A 21,073-nucleotide genomic window follows, 5' to 3' on the forward strand; every position below is an offset into this window, starting at 1 on the left:
CGGGGCAGCCCACCAGTATACGGCCGCACGCGGCCGAGAGCGCCGGGCGGTCTAGACCCGCAGGTACCGCGCGATCGCCACGTTCGCCGAGATCGCCGCCAGGACGATCCCCACCACGATCAGGATCGGCACCACGATCAGCGCGTCGTCGACGCCCACGAACGACGTCAGCGGGATCCGGTACGCGAGGAACCCCTGCACGAAGAAGACCACGATCGCCACGACCGCGACCCCCGCGAGGATCGAGCCGAGCAGCGCCGCGAACACGCCCTCGAGGATGAAGGGGGTCTGGATGAACCGGTTCGAGGCGCCCACGAGCCGCATGATGCCCAGCTCCCGTCTCCTCGAGAACGCCGACAATCGGATCGTCGTCGCGATCAGCAGCACCGCCGCCACGAGCATCAGCACGGCGATGCCGATGGCCGTGTAGCTGGCCGCGTTGAGGATCGAGAAGATCTGGTCGAGGTACTGCTTCTGATCCGTGACGCTCTCGACCCCCGAGACGCTGGACAGGCTCTCCACGAGCACGTCCGACTGCGTCGGGTCCTTCAGGTTGATCCAGAAGGTCTGGTTGAGCAGGTCGGGCGTGACGTACTCGGCGACCGGGTTCCCGGCGAACTGCTCCTGGAAGTTCGCGTAGGCCTGGTCGTGGTCCTCGAAGTAGGAGCGGTCGATGTACGGGGCGAGCGTCGCGCCCGCGAGCTGCGACTCGACGGTGTCGATCTGCTCCTGCGTCGCGTCGGAGCCGCTGCAGTTCGCGCCGCCGGAGGTGGCGGTGCACATGTACACCGCGACCTGGGCCTTGTCGTACCAGAAGTTCTTCATCTGGCCGATCTGCATCTGCAGCAGGATCGCGGTGCCGACGAAGGTGAGCGAGATGAAGGTCACCAGGATCACCGAGACGACCATGGAGACGTTGCGCCGGAGGCCGCTGGAGACCTCCGACCAGATCAGTGCGTATCTCACTTGACGGGTCCTACATCCTGCTGGTCGTCCCCGGACTCGTCGCCCTCGCCCGCGTGGGCGCGCAGCCCGAGGCGGGCCGCGAGAGACTCCTCGGGGAGGGCCCCGGTGTCGGCGGGGAGGTAGATCGGGCCGGTCTGGCTCTGCAGCTCGACCACGCGCGGCGAGGCGGGCGCCTCGGTCGGGGCGGGGGGCGGCGGCGGGACGACCGGGTTCGACCGGGTGGTGGGGCGCGCCGGAGCGACATGGGTCTCGGGGGCGGCGGCCGAGCGGCGGCCCTCCGGGACGCGGGGCTGCGGCGCGGTCTGCTGCAGGCGCGGTCGGGCGAACGCGGCGCCGTGCTCGGGGAGCTCCGGAGCGGCGGCGGCGGGCGCCGGCGCGCGGCGCAGGTCGACCTCCGGGACCTCGGCTGGCGCGAGCGCACTCTCGGTGATCACGGGGACGGCGATCGAGGACGTGGTGGTCGGGTGGTCGTCGGCCGCGACGACCACGACGCCGTCGTGCACGACGGTGATGCTCTCGGTCTGGCCGTAGCCGCCCCGGCTCTCGTCGCGGACGATGCTGCCCGCCGAGAGCTCGATGACGCGGCGCTTCATCTGGTCGACGATGCCGGCCTCGTGGGTGGCCATGATCACGGTCGTGCCGCCGGCGTTGATCCGCTCGAGCAGCGCCATGATGCCGGCGCTGGTCGTCGGGTCGAGGTTTCCGGTCGGCTCGTCGGCGAGGAGGACCGCGGGCTTGTTGACCACGGCGCGGGCGATGGCGACGCGCTGCTGCTCGCCGCCGGAGAGCTCGTGCGGCAGGCGCGCGGCCTTGCCGGCGAGGCCCACCATCTTGAGCGTGTCGGGGACCGCCTCCTGGATGTAGCCCTTCGACTTGCCGATCACCTGGAGGCTGAAGGCGACGTTGTCGAAGACGGACTTGTTCGGGAGGAGCCGGAAGTCCTGGAACACCACGCCCATGTTGCGGCGGAAGTAGGGGACCTTGCGGCTCGAGATCTTGCCCAGGTTCTGCCCGAGCACGTGGATCGAGCCGGAGGAGGGCCGCTCCTCCTTGAGGATCAGGCGGAGGCAGCTGGACTTGCCGGACCCGGAGGCGCCGACGAGGAAGACGAACTCGCCCCGGAGGATCTCGAGATCGATGGCGCTGAGGGCGGGTCTCGTGCCACCCCGATACTGCTTGGAGACGTTGTCGAAGCGAATCATGTCGGTACGAGGGTAAGCGACGATTCCGGAGAGTGACCCGTCCGGCCGCCCGGCGCGCCGAGCTGACCGCTCGTCGCCGCCTTCGGCGCCCTCCGGGTCAGGCGGACTTGCGCCAGCGGATGCCGGCGGCGATGAAGCCGTCGAGGTCGCCGTCGAAGACGTGCGAGGGGTTGCCGACCTCGTGGTCGGTGCGGAGGTCCTTGACCATCTGGTACGGCGCGAGGACGTAGCTGCGCATCTGGTCGCCCCAGCTCGCGGTGATGTTGCCGGCCAGCTCCTTCTTGGTCGCGGCCTCCTGCTCCTTCTGCAGCAGCAGCAGGCGCGACTGCAGCACGCGCATGGCGGCAGCGCGGTTCTGGATCTGGCTCTTCTCGTTCTGCATCGAGACGACCAGGCCGGTGGGGAGGTGGGTCAGGCGCACCGCGGAGTCGGTCGTGTTGACCGACTGGCCGCCGGGGCCGGAGGAGCGGAAGACGTCGACGCGGATGTCGTTGTCCGGGATCTCGATCGCGCCGGCCTCCTCCATCAGCGGGATGACCTCGACCGCGGCGAAGGACGTCTGGCGCTTGCCCGCGGCGCCGAACGGGCTCATCCGCACGAGGCGGTGGGTGCCGGCCTCGACGGAGAGGGTGCCGAAGGCGTAGGGCGCGTCGATCTGGAAGGTGGCGGACTTGATGCCGGCCTCCTCCGCGTAGCTCGCGTCCATCACGGTCGCGGGGTACTTGTGCTTCTCGGCCCAGCGGAGGTACATCCGCATCAGCATCTCGGCGAAGTCGGAGGCGTCGACGCCGCCGGCGCCCGCGCGGATGGTGATGACGGCGGGGCGGTCGTCGTACTCGCCGTCGAGGAGGGTCTGCACCTCGAGCTCGCCCATGGTCTTCTGCAGGGCGTCGAGCTCGGCGATCGCCTCCTGCTCGGACTCGGCGTCGTCGGCCTCGTTGGCCATCTCGACCAGGACCTCGAGGTCGTCCAGGCGCCGCTCGATCGCGGTGATCCGGGCGAGCTCGGACTGGCGGTGGCTCAGCGCGCTGGTCACCTTCTGCGCGTTGTCGGTGTCGTCCCAGAGGTCGGGGACGCCCGCCTGCTCGTTCAGCTCCTCGATCTTCGAGCGGAGCTCGTCGACGTCGATGACGGCGAGGATGTCGGAGAAGGTGGAGCGGAGAGCAGTGATCTGCTCGGTGAAGTCGTTGTCCAGCATGGTGGCTCCAGACTACCGGGGGCGCCGGGGGTCACCGCGGGCGGCCGCCCGGGCGGCGCTTAGGATGGGGCTGGTGAGCAGCACCGCCGAGCGCCCCTTCCCCGTCGGGCCCCTCCTGCTCTCGACCTTCCTGCCGACACTGCTCTTCTCGGTCGGCGAGGGCGCGATCATCCCCCTCCTCCCCGCCGTCGCCGGCGACCTCGGGGCGACGCTGGCGATCGCCGGCCTCGTCGCGGGAATGATCATGATCGGCGAGCTCGCGGGCGACATCCCGAGCGGCTGGATCGTCTCGCGGATCGGCGAGCGCGGCGCGATGCTCGCCGCCTCGGCCGCCTCGATCCTCGGCCTGGTGATCTGCCTCGTCTCCACCTCGTGGGTGACGCTGACCGTGGGCGTCTTCCTGATCGGCCTCGCGACGGCGGTCTTCGCGCTCGCCCGGCACGCCTTCATGACCTCGTTCGTGCCGATCAGCCATCGGGCCCGGGCGCTGTCCTCGCTCGCGGGGGTGTTCCGCGCGGGCTGGCTGATCGGTCCGTTCCTCGCGGCGGGGGTCGTGCACCTCAGCGGCTCGGTCGAGTCGATCTTCTGGGTGCACATCGCCTGCTGCGTGGCCGCGGTGGTCGTGCTGCTGCTGGTGCCCGACCCGGCGACGGTGCTGCGCCGCGCGGCGGCCGCCGCCGCCGACCCCGCACTCGACGCCGCCGCCGAGGCCGCGGCCGTGCCGGAGTCCTCCCCCGGCCTGGTCCGCACCCTCCGCTCGCACCGCGGCGTGCTCGCGCGGATGGGCTCGGGCGCCGCCGTGATCGGCGCCCTGCGCGCGAGCCGGACGCTGATCCTCCCGCTCTGGGCGGTCAGCCTCGGCCTCGCCGAGACCGACACGGCGATCATCATCGGCATCGCCGGGGCCCTCGACTTCGCCCTCTTCTACGCGGGCGGACAGGTGATGGACCGCTTCGGCCGCGGCGCCACAGCGATCCCGTCGATGATCGGCCTCGGGGTCGGGCACCTTCTGCTGGTGGCGACACTCCTCGCCGCCGACCCGGTGCCCTGGTTCATCGCGGTGGCCTGCGTCCTCGCGGTGGCGAACGGGATCGGCTCGGGCATCCTGATGACGATCGCCGCGGATCTCGCACCGCCGAAGGATCCGGCGCCCTTCCTCGGGGCGTTCCGCTTCACCGGCGACGCGGGCAACGCCGCGGCGCCGATCGCGGTATCCGCGCTGACCGCGGCGGTCTCGCTGCCGTTCGCTGCGGGAGCGATGGGCGTGCTCGGGCTGGCCGGTGCCGCCGCGCTCTCGCGCTGGATCCCGCGGTACCTGCCGCACCGGCGCCCGCGCACCTGACCCGCAGCGCGACTGGCGGCCACGCGGTCTCCGCGCGGGCCCCTGCTCGCGCTCCCCTCCTACACTGGAGCGCGCACGCGGGAGTGGTGGAATGGCAGACACGCAGGATTTAGGTTCCTGTGCCGAGAGGCATGTGGGTTCGAGTCCCACCTTCCGCACCAGGGGCGCTCGGAGTGACCGGCGTGGCACGCCACCTTCGGGGGCCGCCCCGGCCGTCTTCCCGGTTTCGCCGGTACAGTGAGCGCGGTCGAGCCGCCGCAGACCGAGGATCGGCTGCGGCGTCGGCCGGCCGCACGGCACTGATCGACTGGAGAACCGTTGAACCACGCCGCCCTGATCCCCTGGCTGGACCCGGAGACGATCCTCACCTCGTTCGGTCCGTGGGGCGTGCTGGTCGTCTGCCTGATCGTCTTCGCCGAGACCGGCCTGCTGATCGGCTTCCTCTTCCCCGGCGACACCCTGCTGATCATCACGGGCCTGCTGGCTCACGAGAACGCCTCCAACGGCGGGCTGGGCGTCCCGATCTGGCTGATCTGCCTCGCGGTCGGCTTCTCGGCGTTCCTCGGCGGCGAGGTCGGCTACCTGATCGGGCACAAGGCCGGCCCGCGCATCTTCGAGCGCAAGGAGTCGGGCCTCTTCAGCATCGAGAACGTCAAGCGCACCAACGCCTTCTTCGAGCGCTTCGGCGGCCTCGCGGTGATCCTCGCGCGATTCGTGCCGATCGTCCGCACCTTCGCGCCGATCGCCGCCGGCGTCGCCCACATGAACTACCGCAAGTACAGCCTCTACAACGCCATCGGCGCCCTGATCTGGGGCAGCGGCGTGACGCTGATCGGCTGGCTCCTCGCCTTCATCCCGCCCGTCGCCGACTTCGTCTCGCACTACATCGACGTGATCCTGATCGGCGCCGTGGCCCTCGCGATCATCCCGACGGTGTTCCACCTGCTCCAGCAGCGCCGCAAGGCCCGCCTCGCGGCCGACAAGGAGACCGACGCGTCGGAGGCGAGTGCCCTCGTCCTCGACCCCACCGCCGTCGACGACAAGCACCGCAAGCACTGACCGATCCCGCGAGATGCCACTTGTGCACGCTCGACACGGCGTGTCGCGTGCACAAGTGGCATCTCGCGGACGGGAGGCTGGGTCCCCGATCAGGAGAGGGTGGTCGCCAGGGCGGTCAGCTCGGCTCGGAGGGCCGTGAAGGCCCGGGCGCGGTGGCTGCGGGCGTTCTTCTCGGCGGGGGCGATCTCGGCGGCCGAGAGGGCAGAGCCGGCGGGGATGAAGACCGGGTCGTAGCCGTGGCCGTTGGTGCCGCGCGGGCCCGTGGCGATCGCGCCGTCCCAGCGGCCCTCGACCACGATCTCGCGGCCGCCGGGCAGGACCGACTCGGGGACGACCAGCGCGATCGTGCAGACGAAGTGCGCGCCGCGGTGCTCCGGCTTCACGTCGATCAGCTGCGCGAGCAGCAGCTCATAGTTGGCGACCGCGTCGTGCGGGCGTCCCGACCAGCGGGCCGAGAAGATGCCGGGCGAGCCGCCGAGCACGTCGACGCAGAGGCCGGAGTCGTCGGCGAGCGAGACGAGGCCGGTGTGCGCCGCCGCGGCCCGCGCCTTGATCAGCGCGTTCTCGGTGAAGGAGACGCCGTCCTCGACCGGCTCCGGCCCGTCGTAGGCGCGGACGCCGACGCCCGGCACCGCGCCGGCCAGCATCGCCCGGAACTCCTCGACCTTGCCCGCGTTGTGGGTGGCGAGAACGAGGTCGAGGCTCACGCGTCCTGCCCCGCGGCGAGCGCCTCGGTCTGGAAGCGGGCCAGGTCGGCCGCGCCGCCGACCGCGAGGTCGAGCAGCGCGTCGAGCTCGCGGCGGTCGAAGGGGGCGCCCTCGGCGGTGCCCTGCACCTCGACGAAGAGGCCGCGGCCGGTGACGACGACGTTCATGTCGGTCTCCGCGCGCACGTCCTCGACGTAGGCCAGGTCGAGCATCGGGACGCCGTCGATGATGCCGACGGAGACCGCCGACAGGCTGTCGATCAGCGGTTGAGCCTTCTGGCCGACGTACTTCTTGCCGCGGGCCCACTCGATCGCGTCGACCATCGCCACGTAGGCGCCGGTGATCGCCGCGGTGCGGGTGCCGCCGTCGGCCTGGAGGACGTCGCAGTCGATCACGATCGTGTTCTCGCCGAGGGCCTTGGTGTCGACGACGGCGCGCAGGCTGCGGCCGATCAGCCGGGAGATCTCGTGGGTGCGCCCGCCGACCTTGCCCTTGACGGCCTCGCGGTCCATCCGGGAGTTGGTGGCGCGGGGCAGCATCGCGTACTCCGCGGTGACCCAGCCCTTGCCCTTGCCCTGCAGCCAGCGCGGGACGCCGTTGGTGAAGGACGCCGTGCAGAGCACCTTGGTGTTCCCGTAGGAGATCAGCGCGGAGCCCTCGGCCTGGGTGCTCCAGCCGCGCTCGATGGTGATCGCGCGCAGCTCGTCGGGCGCGCGGCCGTCCTTGCGCTTGACGGTGGGCTGGGCGGCGGCGGGCTGGGCGGCGGTGCTGTCGGTCACTCGGGTCTCCCTGGAGTCGTGCGGCGCGCGGCCCGGTCGAGCTCGCGCAGGTTGATCGTGCCGGTCTCGACGAGGTCGACGCTCGAGACCTCGGGGCCGAGGAAGCGCCGGGCGAGGCGGACGAAATCGCTCGATCCGGTCTCCTCCCAGCGGTAGGTCGGCGGGGCGGCGGCGGTGCGCTGCAGGCCGTGCGCCACCAGTGTGCGGTAGACGTCGAGCGCGGTCTCCTCGGCGCTCGAGACCAGCCGGACGTCGGGGCCCATCACGTAGGCGATGGCGCCACGCAGCAGCGGGTAGTGCGTGCAGCCGAGCACGAGGGTGTCGACGCCCGCCTGCTTCATCGGCGCGAGGTACTCCTCGGCGAGCGTCAGCAGCTCGTCGCTCCAGGTGACGCCCGCCTCGACGAACTCGACGAAGCGCGGGCAGGCGGCGGTGACCAGCTCGAGGTCCGGTGCGGCGACGAAGGCGTCGTCGTAGGCGCGCGAGCGGATCGTCCCGACGGTGCCGATCACGCCGACGCGGCGGTTGCGGGTATCGCGGACGGCGCTGCGGACGGCCGGCTGGATGACCTCGATCACCGGGATGCCGCGGCCGGTCGTGTAGCGCTCGCGCGCGTCCCGCATCATCGCGGCCGAGGCGGTGTTGCAGGCGATCACCAGCAGCTTGGCGCCCTGGTCGACCAGCGTGTCGAGGGTGTCCAGTGCGTAGGCGCGGACGTCGGCGAGGGGCTTGGGCCCGTAGGGCGAGTGCGCGGTGTCGCCGAGGTAGACGATCGACTCGTTCTGCAGCTGGTCGATCACGGCGCGGGCGACGGTGAGTCCGCCGACGCCGGAGTCGAAGATGCCGAGGGGTGCGTCCGTCACGGAGGAAGAGCCTACCCGCGCCCGGGGAGGGTGCCCCGTGCAGGGAACGGTGCATGGAACACTGGTCGGATGGACGCGACGGCCTTCCTCACCGACCGCTACGAGCTGACGATGGTCGAGGGCGCTCTCGGCAGCGGCACCGCCGACCGGCGCTGCATGTTCGAGGTCTTCGCCCGCAGCCTCCCGCCGGGCCGCCGCTACGGGATCCTCGCCGGCACCGGGCGCCTGCTCGAGCTGATCTCGCACTTCCGCTTCGGCGACGCCGAGCTCGACTGGCTGCGGGAGAACCGCGTCGTCGACGCGCGCACCCTGGACTGGCTGGCCGATTACCGCTTCCAGGGCGACATGTGGGGCTACCGCGAGGGCGAGGTCTACCTCCCCGGCTCCCCCGTGCTGATCGTCGAGGCGCCCTTCGCCGAGGGCGTGCTGCTCGAGACGCTGGTGCTGAGCGTGCTCAACCACGACAGCGCCGTGGCGAGCGCCGCGGCCCGGATGGTCTCGGCGGCCGACGGTCGGCCGCTGGCCGAGATGGGCTCGCGCCGGGCCGGCGAGCGCTCGGCGGTCGCCGCTGCGCGCGCGGCGCACATCGCGGGCTTCGGCGCGACCTCGAACCTCGAGGCGGGCCGCAGCTGGGGCGTGCCGACGATGGGCACCTCCGCGCACGCGTTCACGCTGCTGCACGACTCCGAGGAGGACGCCTTCCGCGCGCAGGTCGCCGCGCTCGGACCGGGCACGACCCTCCTCGTCGACACCTACGACGTCACCGCCGCGGTGGACCTCGCGGTCCGGGTGGCGGGCACCTCGCTCGGCGCCGTGCGGATCGACTCGGGTGACCTCCCCCAGCAGGTCGCCGCCGTCCGCGCCCAGCTGGACGGGCTCGGCGCCACCGGCACGAAGATCACCGTCACCAACGACCTGGACGAGTACGGCATCGCGGCGCTGGCCGCCTCCCCCGTCGACTCCTACGGCGTGGGCACCTCGGTCGCGACCGGCTCCGGCCACCCCACCGCGGGCATGGTCTACAAGCTGGTTGCGCACGAGGACGACGCGGGCGAGTGGGTCTCGGTCGCCAAGAAGTCGGCGGCGAAGGCCTCCATCGGCGGGCGCAAGTCCGCGGGGCGGCGCCTGACCGAGGACGGCATCGCCGTCGAGGAGGTCGTGCACGTGGGAGCCGGACCCGAGGGCGCGGTCGGCGAGGACGAGCGCGCGCTGCTGGTGCCACTGATCGAGGACGGCCGGATCCGCGAGGAGCACCTGGGTGCGGCGGGTGTCGTCGCCGCGCGCGAGCACCGGGCGAACGCCGTGATCGAGCTGCCGCAGGACGCGCTGCGTCTCGGCCGCGGCGACCCGGTGATCCCGACCCGCTACGCCTGAGCGGACCGGTCCCTGAGCGGAACGGTCCCAGAACGGGACCGGCCCGGCTCCCGAGGGGGCCGGGGCCGCGCGCCCTACTTCATCCGGGCGTAGATCTCCTTGCAGGAGGGGCAGACCGGGAACTTCTCCGGGTCGCGGCCCGGCAGCCACTTCTTGCCGCAGAGGGCGCGGACGGGCTTGCCGGTCATCGCGCTCTCGAGGATCTTGTCCTTCGGGACGTAGTGGGAGAAGCGCTCGTGGTCGCCCGGCTCGATCGTCTCCTGGTTGAGGAGCTCCTCGAGTTCGCGGTCGAGGGTGGCGGTTCCTCCGCCTCCCTCGAGGGGGTCGGTGCTGCTGTTCTCGAATCGGGACGTCATGGCTCCGATCCTACGCTCGGAGCGCGGGAGCGGGCGGGGCTCCGTGAGGCTCAGTAGCGGCTGGTGAAAGAGACCAGCTCGGCCGCGCGGCGGTCGAAGAGGACGCCGCCGAGCAGCACGCCGAGGGCGAAGACGCCGACCGCGCTGCCGAGGCCCGCGAGGATCGCCTGGTCCCGGTCGCCCTCGAAGAACAGGGTCTGCACCGCCAGCACGACGGCCGGCGCTGACAGAAGCAGCCCGAGGCCGAAGGCGAGCGCCTGCGAGCCGGCCCCGCTCGCTCCCGGTGCCTGCGGCTGGACGAAGGCGCTGTCGCCGGGACGCGGCGCCGGGTAGGCGAGCCGCGCGGAGAGGGCGCTCGCGACCCCCGCGGGCACCAGGAGCAGCGCGGCGTTCACCGCGAGCAGGACCGGCAGCGCATCGTCGAGGCCGGAGGTGGCGCTGCTGACGAGCGAGCCGAGCACGACGACCGGCAGGCCGAGCAGCAGCGTCGGGAAGGCGCGGCCGAGCCGGTCCGACCAGCCGCGCACCCCGGCGGCGGCGTGCAGCCAGAAGGCCGAGCCGTCGTAGGCGACGTCGTTATGCAGGAACCAGCCGAGGAACAGCGCGACGAGCGGGACGGGCAGCAGCGAGAGCAGCGGGAACGGCACTCCCACCAGCGCCAGGAGCACCACGGCGAGCACCGGGAGCAGCGGGACCGCGACGAGCGACGCCTGGTAGCGGGGGTCCCGGAGCCAGTAGGTCGTGCTGCGCGCGGCGATGGCACCGGTGCGGCTGCCGCCGAGGACGTCGAACCAGCCCAGGCGGAGTCCGCGCGGCGGCCGGGAGGTGCGCTCGGGGCGGACGGTCAGCGCGCGGACGACCAGCCACCAGAGCGCCCCGGCGACGACGAGGGTGAGCAGCGCGGTCAGCAGCGGGCCGGCGACCGCCCCGGAGGCCGCGCTCGGCGCGATCGCCCAGGCGGCGCCGAAGGGGGTCGGCGCGAGGACGGCGGCGAGCCGCTCCAGCGCCTCGGAGCCCTCGCCGCCCCAGTCGAGTCCGGTGGTCAGCACGAGCGCGACCGGCGCGGTGAGCAGGAGGACGAGGCCGAGCACCGCGAGCAGCTCCCGCGCCGTACGGGAGGGCACCAGCGCCGACGAGGCGGCGAGGCCGATCCGGCCCAGGAGCGCCGCGGTGAGGACGCCGAGCAGCGGACCGACCACGGCCAGGAGGCCGGCGGCGGGGAACAGCCGGATCGTCGCCGCGCCGAGGACGACGAGCGCGAGCACGGGGAGGGAGACGAGCCCGGCCAGCGCGAGGGCGGCCGCGAGCCGGCCGCTCGGGATGCCGAAGAGCCGGAACGCCCGCGGGTCCATCGGATCCTTCGGTCCGAGCAGGAACGGGAGCACCAGGAAGCCGAGCGTGACGACCGCTCCCCCGGCGACGACGGCGTCGTCCGCGAGCCAGGAGCCGGGCTCGAGCGTGCCGAGACCTGCCAGGAGCGCGGCGGTCGCCACGACGACGACGAGCACTCCGAGCAGGGCGCCGCCCGTGTGCCGGGCGCCCGAGCGGAAGGCGCCGAGCAGGACGTCGAGCCTCAGCTGGAGAAGTCGTGCAGCCACTGCAGCCCCTCGGCGATCTGCTTGCCGCCCGCGAGCTCGAGGAAGCGCTCCTCGAGCGTCGCGGTGCCCGCGACCTCCTCGACGGACCCGGCGGCGAGGACCTTGCCGCCCACGATCACGGCGACGTCGTCGCAGACGCGCTCGATGAAGTCGAGGCCGTGGCTGGAGAGCACGACCGTGCCGCCGCCCGCGACGAAGCGGCGCAGGACGGTGATCACGGCGGCCGAGGAGACCGGGTCGACCGACTCGAACGGCTCGTCGAGCACCAGGACGCGGGGCGCGTGGATCATGGCGCCGGCGAGCGCGACCTTCTTGGCCATGCCGGCCGAGTAGTCGGAGATCAGCCGCTCGAGCGCGTCGGTCAGGCCGAGCGCCTCGGCGAGCTCCACGGTGCGCTGCTTGGCGGTCTTCCGGTCGATCCCGCGCAGCGCGGCGGAGTAGTAGAGGAACTGCGCGCCGGTGAGGCGGTCGAACAGGCGCAGGCGGTCGGGCAGCACGCCGATCAGCGGCTTCGCGGCGCGCGGGTCCTTCCAGACGTCGACGCCGTGCACGAGCACGCGGCCGGTGTCGGGGCGGAGGAGGCCGGTCATCATCGACAGGGTCGTGGTCTTGCCCGCGCCGTTCGGGCCGATGATCCCGTAGAAGGTGCCGGCGCGGACGGCGAGGTCGATGCGGTCGACCGCCACCGTGCGCCCGAAGGTGCGGGTGAGGGCGTGCAGCTCGAAGACGACGGGGTGCTCGGGGTCGGCGGGCTGGGCGGTCTCGGGCTGCTGCGCGGGGTCGGCCGTCTGCGCGGGGTCGGCCGTCTGCGCGGGGTCGGCCGTCTGCGCGGGAGCGGCCGGATTAGCGGTCTCCGTCGCGACGGATTCTGCGGGAGTCGGCGACTCGGCGGGCGGAGCGCCGTCGCGCTCGGATTCCTCGGCGTTCGTCGCGGACGTCATCCGGCTACGGTACCAAGTCGCTCAGGACGGGGACGGGGCGCGCCGGGGCCTGTGGAGAGGAGCGTCCGATCCGTCTCGCCGACACGGCTCCTGGCAACCCCTGGCCTTCGAAGGCGTGCACTGTACACTATGTGTCGACCCAGGAAGCGATCAGGTCGCTGCACGCCGGTTAATGATCGCTACGCGGCGGTGAACTCATCGCTCCGCGGCGATCGACGCGAGGAGAACACATGACGAGCAAGCCCTTCCCGACCGCCCCCACCGGCGGCTCCACCGGTGTGCCCGCCTCCGTCGTCATCCTCGCCGCAGGCATGGGCAGCCGGCTCGGCCGCTCCCTGCCGAAGCCGCTGACGCCGCTGAGCGACGGCCGCACGATCATGCAGCAGCAGTTCGACAACATCCACCACGCCTTCGGCACGAAGGTGCCGGTGAGCATCGTCGTCGGCTACAAGCTCGAGCACATCATCGAGGCGTTCCCCTCGGCGACGTTCGTCTACAACGAGCAGTACGACCAGACCAACACCTCGAAGAGCCTCCTCCGCGCGCTGCAGGCCTCCGGCCAGGGCGGCGTGCTCTGGATGAACGGCGACGTCGTCTTCGACCCGCGCATCCTCGACCGCACCGCGGACCTCATCGCGAAGGACGTCTCCTTCGTCACCGTCAACACCGCGAAGGTGTCCGACGAGGAGGTCAAGTACACGACCAGCGCCGAGGGCTACATCGACGAGCTGTCCAAGACCGTCAAGGGCGGTCTCGGCGAGGCCGTCGGGATCAACTACGTCTCGGCCGCGGACAAGCCGGCGCTCATCCGCCAGCTGGCCCGGGTCGACGCCCAGGACTACTTCGAGCGTGGAATAGAGTTGGCGATCGAGCAGGACAGACTGCTCGTCGAGCCGATGGACATCTCCGACCTCTACGCCGTCGAGGTGGACTTCGCCGAGGATCTCGAGCGGGCGAACCTCTTCGTCTGAGGCTCGCGTCTCGTCCGGCTCGATCCGAGCCGGTCGAGAGGAGTCGCCTGCCGTGAGCAGTCCCGCACGCGTCGACGCCGGCGCGACCGCCCTGCGCCCGCACCGCTCGCGGGCCTGGCGCTATCGGCACTCGCTCTGGCTGCTGACCAAGCGCGACCTCACGGTCCGCTACGCCACCAGCGCGCTCGGCTACGTCTGGTCGGTGCTCGACCCGCTGGTGATGTCGGGCATCTACTACTTCGTCTTCACCGTGGTGTTCCAGCGCACCGTCGGCGAGGACCCGTACATCGTCTTCCTGCTCGCGGGCCTGCTGCCGTGGATGTGGTTCAACCAGGCGACGTCGGATGCGACGCGGGCCTTCCTCCGTGAGGCGAAGCTCGTGCGCTCCACGTCGATCCCGCGCACCATCTGGGTCGGCCGGATCGTGCTCTCCAAGGGCATCGAGTTCGTGGCAAGTCTGCCGGTGCTCGTGCTCTTCGCGGTCGTCGCGGGCGCGGGAGTGACGCCGGCGATCCTGCTCTTCCCGCTCGCGATCCTGCTGCAGGGCGTGCTCACCCTCGGCGTCGGCCTGCTGGTCGCCCCGCTCGTGGTCTTCTTCCGCGACCTCGAGCGCGCGATCAAGCTGGTGCTGCGCTTCCTCTTCTACGCCTCGCCGATCATCTACTCGACGGCGAACCTGCCCGACGCGATCCGGCCGTGGGCCGCGCTCAACCCGCTCAGCGGGATCTTCGCGCTCTACCGCTCCACCTTCTTCGCGAGCGAGCTCGACCTGCCGCTCATCCTCACCTCCGTGCTGATCTCGTTCCTCGTGCTCGGCCTCGGCCTGATCGTCTTCCGCCGCTCCGAGCGCGCGGTGCTGAAGGAGCTGTGAGCGTGTCCTCCGCTGACGAGCGCCCCGCCGGCGACGCCCCCGTCGTGATCGAGTGCCGGGGCCTCGGGATCCGGTTCCGGCGGAACCGCCGCGGCCGTCGCTCCTTCAAGGACCTCTTCTCGCGCGGGACGCGGCGCTCGCGGCCCGGCGAGTTCTGGGCGCTGCGCGGGCTCGACGTGCGAGTGCACGCGGGCGAGGCGATCGGCGTCGTCGGCCGGAACGGCCAGGGCAAGTCGACGCTGCTGAAGCTCGTCGCCGGTGTCGTGCTGCCGGACGAGGGCGTGGTGGAGGTCCACGGCGGGGTCGCTCCGCTGATCGAGATCACCGGCGGCTTCGTCGCCGACCTCAGCGTCCGGGAGAACGTCTACCTGACCGCGGGGCTGCACGGCATGTCCAAGCGCGAGGTCGACGATCGGTTCGACTCGATCATCGAGTTCGCCGAGATCGGCGACTTCCTGGACACCCCGTACAAGCACCTCTCCAGCGGGATGAAGGTGCGGATCGCGTTCTCGGTGGTGTCGCGGCTCGAGGAGCCGATCATCCTGGTCGACGAGGTGCTCGCGGTGGGCGACAAGGCCTTCCGCGAGAAGTGCTACGCCCGGATCGAGGAGCTGCTCGCGGCCGGCCGGACGCTCTTCTTCGTCTCGCACAACGAGCGCGACCTCCGCCGCTTCTGCACCCGCGGGCTCTACCTGGACAAGGGCGCGCTGGTGCTCGACGCACCGATCGATCAGGTTCTCGCCCGGTATTCTGAGGACTACGCGCCGAAAGCGCAGCCCGCCGCGGAGTGACCGGCAGTCCGAGCCGCACGGCCCGGTGCTCGCCGCGACAGCGCGACGCGCGGGTCCTCACGACGCAGGAGTGCAGACATGTCCTCGAAGAAGGACCGCAAGGACCGCGACGAGCTCGAGCAGGCCGGCACCGCCGACGTCGAGAACGCGCAGCTGGCCCGGGTCCTGGACCGCGTCCTCGCCGTCCAGCGGCCCGCGGTCCTCGCGAACATCCGCGCGCTGCGGCGCCGCCGGCCGAACGCGACTCCCGAGCAGCTGATCACCTCGCTCGAGCGCCAGTACCTCTCGAGCGTCGCCGCCGGTGGCGCGGCCATCGGAGCGACCGCGGTCGTCCCCGGGATCGGCACCGCCGCATCCGTCGCGCTCTCCGGCGCCGGTGCGATCGGCTTCCTCGAGGCGAGCGCCCTCTTCGCGCAGTCGGTCACCGAGGTGCACGGCATCCGCCTCGAGGACCCGGACCGCGCCCGTGCCCTCGTGCTCACGCTGATGATGGGCTCCTCCGGCAGCGAGCTGGTGCGCCAGGTCGCCGGGCACGCGACCGGGACCAGCGCCGGGATGAACCAGTACTGGGGCTCGGTGGTGACCAAGGGGCTGCCGTCGTTCCTCGTGGGCGAGCTGGCCGACCGGGCGAAGAAGTCGTTCGCGAAGCACTTCCTCGCGCAGCAGGGTGCGGGGCTGCTGGGGCGGGCGATGCCGTTCGGGATCGGCGCCGCGCTGGGCGGTGTCGGCAACGCGATGCTCGGCCGCAAGGTCGTGCAGAGCGCGCGCGACGCCTTCGGGCCGGCCCCGCGCGAGTTCGGCAACACCTTCGTGCTCCCCCCGACCAAGGCGGAGCGGAAGGCGCTCGCGGCCGGTGCCGAGCCGCTCGAGCTGCACGTGCGCGACTACGGCGGAACCGGCGAGAAGGTCGCCCTGCTGCTGCACGGCCTCGGCACGGACTCGCGCGTCTGGTACGCCCTGGTGCCCACGCTGCACGAGCACGGCTACCGCGTCGTCGCGCCCGACCTCGCGGGGCACGGCGGCTCGCCGAAGTCGCCCGCCTACTCCGTCGGCCACTGGGCGGAGGACGTGCGCGCCTCGGTGCTGCAGTCGCCCGACCTGGTGATCGGGCACGGCCTCGGCGCCGTCGTCGCCGCGCGGCTCGCCCCGGAGTACCGCGCCGAGCGGCTGATCCTGCTCGACCCCGCCTTCTCCGACGCGAAGGGGCTCGGCAGCGCCCTGCGCCGCGGCGGCTCGATCGCGCACGTCGAGAAAGGCGACGCCGACGACCTGCGCCACCGCCACCCGATCTGGACCGACGAGCAGATCGAGCTCGACGTCTCGGCCCACGCGCTCTGGGACCCGGAGTCCGCGGCCGGACTGACGGCGCGCGGAGCGGCCGACGCGCCCGACGCCTTCCCGGTGCCGACGCTCGCCGTGCTGCCGGAGGACCCGCTGGGCCACTCCTCGCTCGGCGACGTCCTCGCCGACCACGGTGCGGAGGTCCGCACGGTCCCCGGCGCGGGCGCCTCGATCCTCCGCGAGGACCGCGCGGCCCTCATCGCGGCCCTCGCCGACCGCCTCTGATCTCGACCTCCGCCGAGCGGGATCGCCGAGGCGATGCGGTTCCCCGGGTCTCGATACGCCGCTGCGCGGCTACTCGACCAGCATGGGGGGGGCTGAGCGTCCGCCTCCGCAACATGCTGATCGAGTAGCGCCCGCAGGGCGCGTATCGAGATCCACCCACCGAACGATGCAGGGGCTCGCCGTGCCGCTTCGCGGCTCCTCACTCACTCGAACCGGCTCAGCCTCGATCGAGCGCAGATCGAACACCGCGGAGAGGCGTCGTAAGGACGGTCCTGACCGGCAGATCATGACAACGGTCCTCACCGGCGATGCGGAGCCCGATCTTCTCGGCGACGCGCTGGGAGGCGCTGTTCTCGGGATGGATGATCGCCACGAGGCGTTCCGCGAGGCCGCACCGTCGAGCCAGCTCGAGACAGGCGGCCGCGGCCTCCGTGGCGTAGCCCCGCCCCTGCAGGGAGGAGCGGACGTGGTAGCCGACCTCCAGCTCGGGGACGCCGTTGACGCTCTGCCAGGTCAGGCCACAGTCCCCCACAAACTCGCGGTCCATGGTCTCGATGACCCACAGCCCGAAGCCGTCGCGCTCGTAGTTGCGCCGGTTCCAGGCGATCCAGTCGGCGGCCTCAGCGCGCGTCTTCGGGGCCGGGTAGTAGCGCATCATTTCCGCGTCACCGAGCAATCCGGACAGGAGATCGAGGTCCGCGGCGGTCATCTCGCGGAACCTGAGTCGCGCGGTGTCGAACGGCAGCATCAACGCCACGGTACCGGCACGGAACGCTCCCGCAGGTCTCGATACGCCGCCGCCTGCGGCTGCTCCGCTCTGCGTCCAGAGGGATCGGAGGGCCGGACCGGGTGGGGGACGTGACCTGGAAGGACACTGTCCGACGACCGTTCAGTCGTGTCCACCCGGCCCGGTGAAGTCATCCGACCGGATCGCGAGATCCGGAAGGAGACACGACATGGTAACCATCGCCGAGCGGTTCTGACCAGGGGGCGCGGGGACTGGCACGGAGAGCAGCTGCATCACGTCGGTCCTCGATCTCGCCGGTCGGGTCCGGTAGCAGAGCGCGGAGCCGCCGCATCCCTGCTGATCGAGTAGCGGCCTCAGGGCGCGTCTCGAGATCCAGCCTCCAGGCGATCGCGGGTCTCCGAGGAGACATCACCTGGTTCGTATGGGGAAAGCCCTGCTGATCGAGTAGCCCGCGCAGCGGGCGTATCGAGCGGAGGGGGCGCCTTCGGCGCCATCGCAGGGCGGGGAAGAGACCGACGTGCATGCGGTGGTGGGTCTCGATACGCCCCTGCGGGGCTACTCGACCAGCATGACCGGGCGCCCCCGCGTCCTTTCCGCCACCCCCGAGACGCGAAGCGGCTTCGCCGCGGCACGGCTACTCGACCAGCACGAGCCGCGAGCCGCGCGCGTTCTACTTCTTGGCCTTGGCGGCGGCCTTGGCCGCCTGCTTCGTGGCGCGGACCTTGGCCAGGGACTCGGGCGAGACGATGTCGGCGACCGAGCGGAACGAGTCCTCCTCGCCGTAGGCGCCGGCGGCCTCGCGCCAGCCCGCGCCCTCGAAGCCGCGGCGCTTGCCGAGCAGGGCGACGAAGATGCGGGCCTTCTGGTCGCCGAAGCCGGGCAGCGCCTTGAGACGGGCGAGCACCTCGCGGCCGTCGGGGTCGCCGCGGGTCCAGATGGCCGAGGCGTCGCCGTCCCAGTCGTCGACGATCGCGCGGCAGAGGGTCTGCACGCGGCCGGCCATGTTCGCCGGGTAGCGGTGGATCGCCGGGGGCGTCCGGGACAGCTCCGAGAAGCGGTCCTCGTCGAAGTCCGCGATCGCGGCCGCGTCGAAGGACGACCCCTCCTCGGCCAGGCGCTGCTCGAGCTTCAGCGGCCCCGAGAACGCCGTCTCCATCGCGACCTGCTGGTCGAGGAGCATGCCGATCAGCAGGGCGAGCGGGTCGCGGGTGAGCAGCGCGTCGGCGTCGGCGTCGTCGGTGATGTGCAGGGCGGAGTCGGCGGTCATCCTCCAGGGATACCACGGACGGCGGGACCGCCGCCGAGCAGTGCCCGGACGGTGCGGTCGATCGTGCTCAGCGCGGCGGTCAGCTCGAGATCGCCCGCGCTGCCGTAGCCGAGGACCAGCGCCTCCTCCTCCGCGCGGTCGGCCAGGGCGTAGTCGTCGAGCGGAGCGACGAGGAGCCCCTCCGCCGTGAGCGCCGCCACCACCGCCCTCGCCGTGAGCGGCGCGGGCAGCCCGAGCACGACGTGCAGGCCGCCGTCGAGTCCGCGTGCCGAGCCCCAGTCGATCGCCTCGGAGAAGTCGCGGACCAGCCCGCGACGGTGCGCGTAGCGGCGCCGCGAGCGGGTGAGGTGCCGCCGGAAGCCGCCGCCCGCCATGAAGGCGGCGAGCGCCTCCTGCGTCGGGCCGGAGACGGAGGCGTCGCGCTCGGCGTCGACCTCCCGCACCGCCCCGTGCAGCCACGACGACGGCGGCAGCGCCAGGTACGCCACCCGCAGCCACGGCGACACCGTCTTCGAGAACGAGCCGACGTGCGCCACTCCCCCGCCGCCGTCGAGCGACGCTAGCGCCGGCAGCGGTGCGCCGACGTAGCGGAACTCGCTGTCGTAGTCGTCCTCGATCACCAGCAGCCGCTCCGTCGCCGCGCGGCGCACCAGCTCGAGCCGGGCGGCGAGCGCCAGGCGCCCTCCGGTCGGGTACTGATGCGAGGGCGTGACGACCACGACGTCCGCGCCGCTCGTCGCGAGCGCGTCCAGGTCGATGCCGTCCGCGTCGACCGGCACCCCGACGACCTCGTGGCCTTCCGCGCGCAGCCGCCGCCGCACCGCCGGGTAGCCCGGGTCCTCTACCGCCACCCGCACCGGACGGCCGAGCGCGGCGACCGCCGCCCGCACCAGCAGCGCGACGGCGTCCGCGGTCCCGCTCGTCACGAGGACGTCCTCCGCCTCGACGTCGATCCCGCGCGAGCGCCGCAGCTGCTCGGCGATCCGCCCCCGCAGACCCGCGTGCCCCGCTGCCGACGGCAGCTCCGAGGGCGGAGCCGAGAGCGCCGGCCGCCAGGCGGCCCGCCACTCCGGCCCGTCCAGATCGCGCGTGTCCGGGCGCCCCGGCCTCAGATCCAGCCGGACCGTCGCCGGCATCACCGCCGGCTCCGCCCGCTCGACCCGGGACCGGATCGGCACGACCACCCCGTCGGCCGCCACCGTCACCGCAGCGCGCGGGTGCGCCACGAGGTAGCCCTCGCCGACCAGCTGGTCCACCGCGGCGACGACCGACCCGCGCGAGACCCCGAGCTGCTGCGCCAGCACTCGGCTGGACGGGATGGCGTCGCCGGCCCCGTAGCGCCCGTCGAGCACCGCCGCCCGCAGCGCCTCGGCCAGCCCGGAGCGGACCGCTCCGCGCTCCGGCGCCCGCAGCAGCAGCGGCACCTCGAGATCACCGGACGCCATGGACTCCCCCGTTCTGGACCACTCGACCCGTGGCTCCCTGGCATTCTCGCAGATCCAGTGCAGACGCGATCCTCGGACCATGGACACCCTCGACACCACCGACCGCACCCGCGTCACCCGGCTCCGAGACCGCCAGGTCCTCGACCGCGGCGCCCTGGACGCCCTGCTCGACGAAGCGCTGATCGCGCACGTCGCCGTCGTTCGCGACGGCGCCGCGATCGTGCTGCCGATCCTCTTCGCCCGCGACGGCGACGACCTCCTCCTGCACGGCTCCAGCGGCGGCGGCCTCCTGCGCGAGGCCGCGCGCGGCTCGATGCTCACCGTCGCCGTGACCCTGGTCGACGGCCTCGTCGTCGCCCGCTCCGCCTTCGACAGCTCGATGAACTACCGCTCCGCGATGATCCTCGGCCGCGCCGAGGCCGTCGAGGGCCCCGGCAAGGCTCGCGCCCTCGATCTGCTCACCGAGCGCTTCCTCCCCGGCCGCTCCGCCGAGATCCGCCCGAGCACCCCGCGCGAGATCGCCGCCACCCTCGTCCTCCGCCTTCCCCTCGCCGAGGCGAGCCTCAAGATCCGCGCCGCCGGCCCGTCCGACGACGACGCTCAGACCCCCGGCGTCTGGGCGGGCACCGTCCCCCTGGTCACCCGCACCCTTCCCGCGGTGCCGGCCCCCGGGCCCGTGTCCGATCTCCCGGCGTCGGCGACCGCCTTCACCCGCACGGTCGACAGCACGGTGCCGCCCTTCCGCTGATCCCGCACCGTCATGGGAGGACGAGTCCGCAGACCCGCCCCGCTGAGGACGGCGGGTCTCGATACGCCCCTCCGGGGCTGCTCGACCAGCATGGATGGGCCCCTCCGGGGCCGCCCGAGCAAGAATGCTTGCGGCGACGTCATGCTGATCGAGTAGGCCGCGCAGCGGGCGTATCGAGATCCACCTGCGTCAGAAGGCGAGTCTGCAGATCCTCCCGGTTGACGACGGCGGGTCTCGATACGCCCCTCCGGGGCTGCTCGACCAGCATGGACGGGCCCCTG

At 72.4% G+C, this 21,073-nt stretch carries 20 protein-coding genes and 1 tRNA gene; 9 read left to right on the top strand and 12 right to left on the bottom strand.

The features are described from left to right. Positions 1 to 51 precede the first annotated feature (51 nt). The 3 genes from ftsX to prfB all read right to left on the bottom strand — a co-directional run bounded on the left by ftsX (position 52) and on the right by prfB (position 3,366). Complete coding sequence (ftsX, locus tag EDF36_RS17965) at positions 52 to 966, bottom strand: permease-like cell division protein FtsX (RefSeq protein ID WP_123447997.1); 915 nt, start codon at positions 964 to 966, stop codon at positions 52 to 54. Continuing rightward, positions 963 to 2,168, bottom strand: coding sequence for a cell division ATP-binding protein FtsE (ftsE, locus tag EDF36_RS17970; protein ID WP_123734037.1), 1,206 nt, complete (start codon positions 2,166 to 2,168; stop codon positions 963 to 965). The genes ftsX and ftsE overlap by 4 nt, the downstream gene beginning before the upstream one ends. Positions 2,169 to 2,265: 97 nt before the next feature. Beyond that, positions 2,266 to 3,366, bottom strand: coding sequence for a peptide chain release factor 2 (gene prfB / locus EDF36_RS17975; RefSeq protein ID WP_123448001.1), 1,101 nt, complete (start codon positions 3,364 to 3,366; stop codon positions 2,266 to 2,268). A 73-nt stretch (positions 3,367 to 3,439) separates the two neighbouring features. Between prfB and EDF36_RS17980 the strand changes: the two genes are divergently transcribed. The 3 genes from EDF36_RS17980 (at position 3,440) to EDF36_RS17990 (ending at position 5,767) form a co-directional block, all read left to right on the top strand. Further along, positions 3,440 to 4,708: an MFS transporter gene (locus tag EDF36_RS17980; protein ID WP_260300778.1), complete on the top strand. Its 1,269-nt coding sequence runs from the start codon at positions 3,440 to 3,442 to the stop codon at positions 4,706 to 4,708. A gap of 77 nt (positions 4,709 to 4,785) precedes the next feature. After that, positions 4,786 to 4,869, top strand: a tRNA-Leu gene (locus EDF36_RS17985). A 157-nt stretch (positions 4,870 to 5,026) separates the two neighbouring features. Next, the gene (locus tag EDF36_RS17990) at positions 5,027 to 5,767 is read left to right on the top strand and encodes a DedA family protein (protein WP_123705077.1); all 741 of its coding nucleotides are present in this window, start codon (positions 5,027 to 5,029) and stop codon (positions 5,765 to 5,767) included. Positions 5,768 to 5,856: 89 nt separating this feature from the next. Here EDF36_RS17990 and EDF36_RS17995 read toward each other — a convergent pair whose 3' ends face one another. From EDF36_RS17995 to murI, 3 genes are read right to left on the bottom strand one after another with little or no spacing between them, the layout of a single operon-like run. Next, complete coding sequence (locus EDF36_RS17995; RefSeq protein ID WP_123734039.1) at positions 5,857 to 6,474, bottom strand: non-canonical purine NTP pyrophosphatase; 618 nt, start codon at positions 6,472 to 6,474, stop codon at positions 5,857 to 5,859. Continuing rightward, positions 6,471 to 7,253 (bottom strand): ribonuclease PH, encoded by a 783-nt coding sequence (rph, locus tag EDF36_RS18000; protein WP_123705079.1) that lies wholly within the window; start codon positions 7,251 to 7,253, stop codon positions 6,471 to 6,473. Before rph ends, EDF36_RS17995 begins: the two co-directional genes overlap by 4 nt. Beyond that, positions 7,250 to 8,116 (bottom strand): glutamate racemase, encoded by an 867-nt coding sequence (gene murI, locus EDF36_RS18005; protein ID WP_123734040.1) that lies wholly within the window; start codon positions 8,114 to 8,116, stop codon positions 7,250 to 7,252. The genes rph and murI overlap by 4 nt, the downstream gene beginning before the upstream one ends. Positions 8,117 to 8,185: 69 nt before the next feature. Between murI and EDF36_RS18010 the strand changes: the two genes are divergently transcribed. Continuing rightward, positions 8,186 to 9,490, top strand: coding sequence for a nicotinate phosphoribosyltransferase (locus EDF36_RS18010; RefSeq protein ID WP_123734041.1), 1,305 nt, complete (start codon positions 8,186 to 8,188; stop codon positions 9,488 to 9,490). 74 nt (positions 9,491 to 9,564) lie between these two features. On the opposite strand, the gene EDF36_RS18015 is transcribed toward EDF36_RS18010, so the two are convergent. Genes EDF36_RS18015 through EDF36_RS18025 form a run of 3 tightly spaced genes read right to left on the bottom strand, consistent with a single transcriptional unit; the run spans position 9,565 to position 12,385 of the window. After that, positions 9,565 to 9,846, bottom strand: a complete 282-nt coding sequence (locus EDF36_RS18015; RefSeq protein ID WP_123448008.1) for a DUF3039 domain-containing protein — start codon at positions 9,844 to 9,846, stop codon at positions 9,565 to 9,567. Between the two features lie 50 nt (positions 9,847 to 9,896). Continuing rightward, positions 9,897 to 11,444: an ABC transporter permease gene (locus EDF36_RS18020; protein WP_123734042.1), complete on the bottom strand. Its 1,548-nt coding sequence runs from the start codon at positions 11,442 to 11,444 to the stop codon at positions 9,897 to 9,899. Further along, positions 11,420 to 12,385: an ABC transporter ATP-binding protein gene (locus tag EDF36_RS18025; RefSeq protein WP_123734043.1), complete on the bottom strand. Its 966-nt coding sequence runs from the start codon at positions 12,383 to 12,385 to the stop codon at positions 11,420 to 11,422. Before EDF36_RS18025 ends, EDF36_RS18020 begins: the two co-directional genes overlap by 25 nt. Positions 12,386 to 12,663: 278 nt before the next feature. On the opposite strand from EDF36_RS18025, the gene EDF36_RS18030 reads away from it, so the two are divergent. From EDF36_RS18030 to EDF36_RS18045, 4 genes are all read left to right on the top strand, one after another. Further along, the gene (locus EDF36_RS18030) at positions 12,664 to 13,356 is read left to right on the top strand and encodes an NTP transferase domain-containing protein (RefSeq protein ID WP_123705583.1); all 693 of its coding nucleotides are present in this window, start codon (positions 12,664 to 12,666) and stop codon (positions 13,354 to 13,356) included. 52 nt (positions 13,357 to 13,408) lie between these two features. After that, positions 13,409 to 14,227, top strand: a complete 819-nt coding sequence (locus tag EDF36_RS18035) for an ABC transporter permease (protein WP_397459915.1) — start codon at positions 13,409 to 13,411, stop codon at positions 14,225 to 14,227. A gap of 2 nt (positions 14,228 to 14,229) precedes the next feature. Continuing rightward, positions 14,230 to 15,018 (top strand): ABC transporter ATP-binding protein, encoded by a 789-nt coding sequence (locus EDF36_RS18040; protein WP_397459916.1) that lies wholly within the window; start codon positions 14,230 to 14,232, stop codon positions 15,016 to 15,018. A gap of 78 nt (positions 15,019 to 15,096) precedes the next feature. Continuing rightward, positions 15,097 to 16,584, top strand: a complete 1,488-nt coding sequence (locus EDF36_RS18045) for an alpha/beta fold hydrolase (protein WP_123734044.1) — start codon at positions 15,097 to 15,099, stop codon at positions 16,582 to 16,584. 217 nt (positions 16,585 to 16,801) lie between these two features. Here the strand turns inward: EDF36_RS18045 and EDF36_RS18050 are convergent, their stop codons facing one another. The 3 genes from EDF36_RS18050 to EDF36_RS18060 form a co-directional block, all read right to left on the bottom strand. After that, positions 16,802 to 17,332 carry a GNAT family N-acetyltransferase gene (locus EDF36_RS18050; RefSeq protein WP_123734108.1) on the bottom strand — a complete coding sequence of 177 codons (531 nt, stop codon included), beginning with the start codon at positions 17,330 to 17,332 and terminating at the stop codon, positions 16,802 to 16,804. A 670-nt stretch (positions 17,333 to 18,002) separates the two neighbouring features. Beyond that, the gene (locus EDF36_RS18055; RefSeq protein ID WP_123734045.1) at positions 18,003 to 18,599 is read right to left on the bottom strand and encodes an HhH-GPD-type base excision DNA repair protein; all 597 of its coding nucleotides are present in this window, start codon (positions 18,597 to 18,599) and stop codon (positions 18,003 to 18,005) included. Further along, positions 18,596 to 20,044 carry a PLP-dependent aminotransferase family protein gene (locus EDF36_RS18060; RefSeq protein ID WP_185020539.1) on the bottom strand — a complete coding sequence of 483 codons (1,449 nt, stop codon included), beginning with the start codon at positions 20,042 to 20,044 and terminating at the stop codon, positions 18,596 to 18,598. The genes EDF36_RS18055 and EDF36_RS18060 overlap by 4 nt, the downstream gene beginning before the upstream one ends. Positions 20,045 to 20,123: 79 nt before the next feature. Between EDF36_RS18060 and EDF36_RS18065 the strand changes: the two genes are divergently transcribed. Then, positions 20,124 to 20,792 carry a pyridoxamine 5'-phosphate oxidase family protein gene (locus tag EDF36_RS18065; protein ID WP_123734047.1) on the top strand — a complete coding sequence of 223 codons (669 nt, stop codon included), beginning with the start codon at positions 20,124 to 20,126 and terminating at the stop codon, positions 20,790 to 20,792. The last annotated feature ends 281 nt before the right edge of the window (positions 20,793 to 21,073 follow it).

Source organism: Rathayibacter sp. PhB152 (genome assembly GCF_003751395.1).
Lineage (GTDB): Bacteria > Actinomycetota > Actinomycetes > Actinomycetales > Microbacteriaceae > Rathayibacter > Rathayibacter festucae.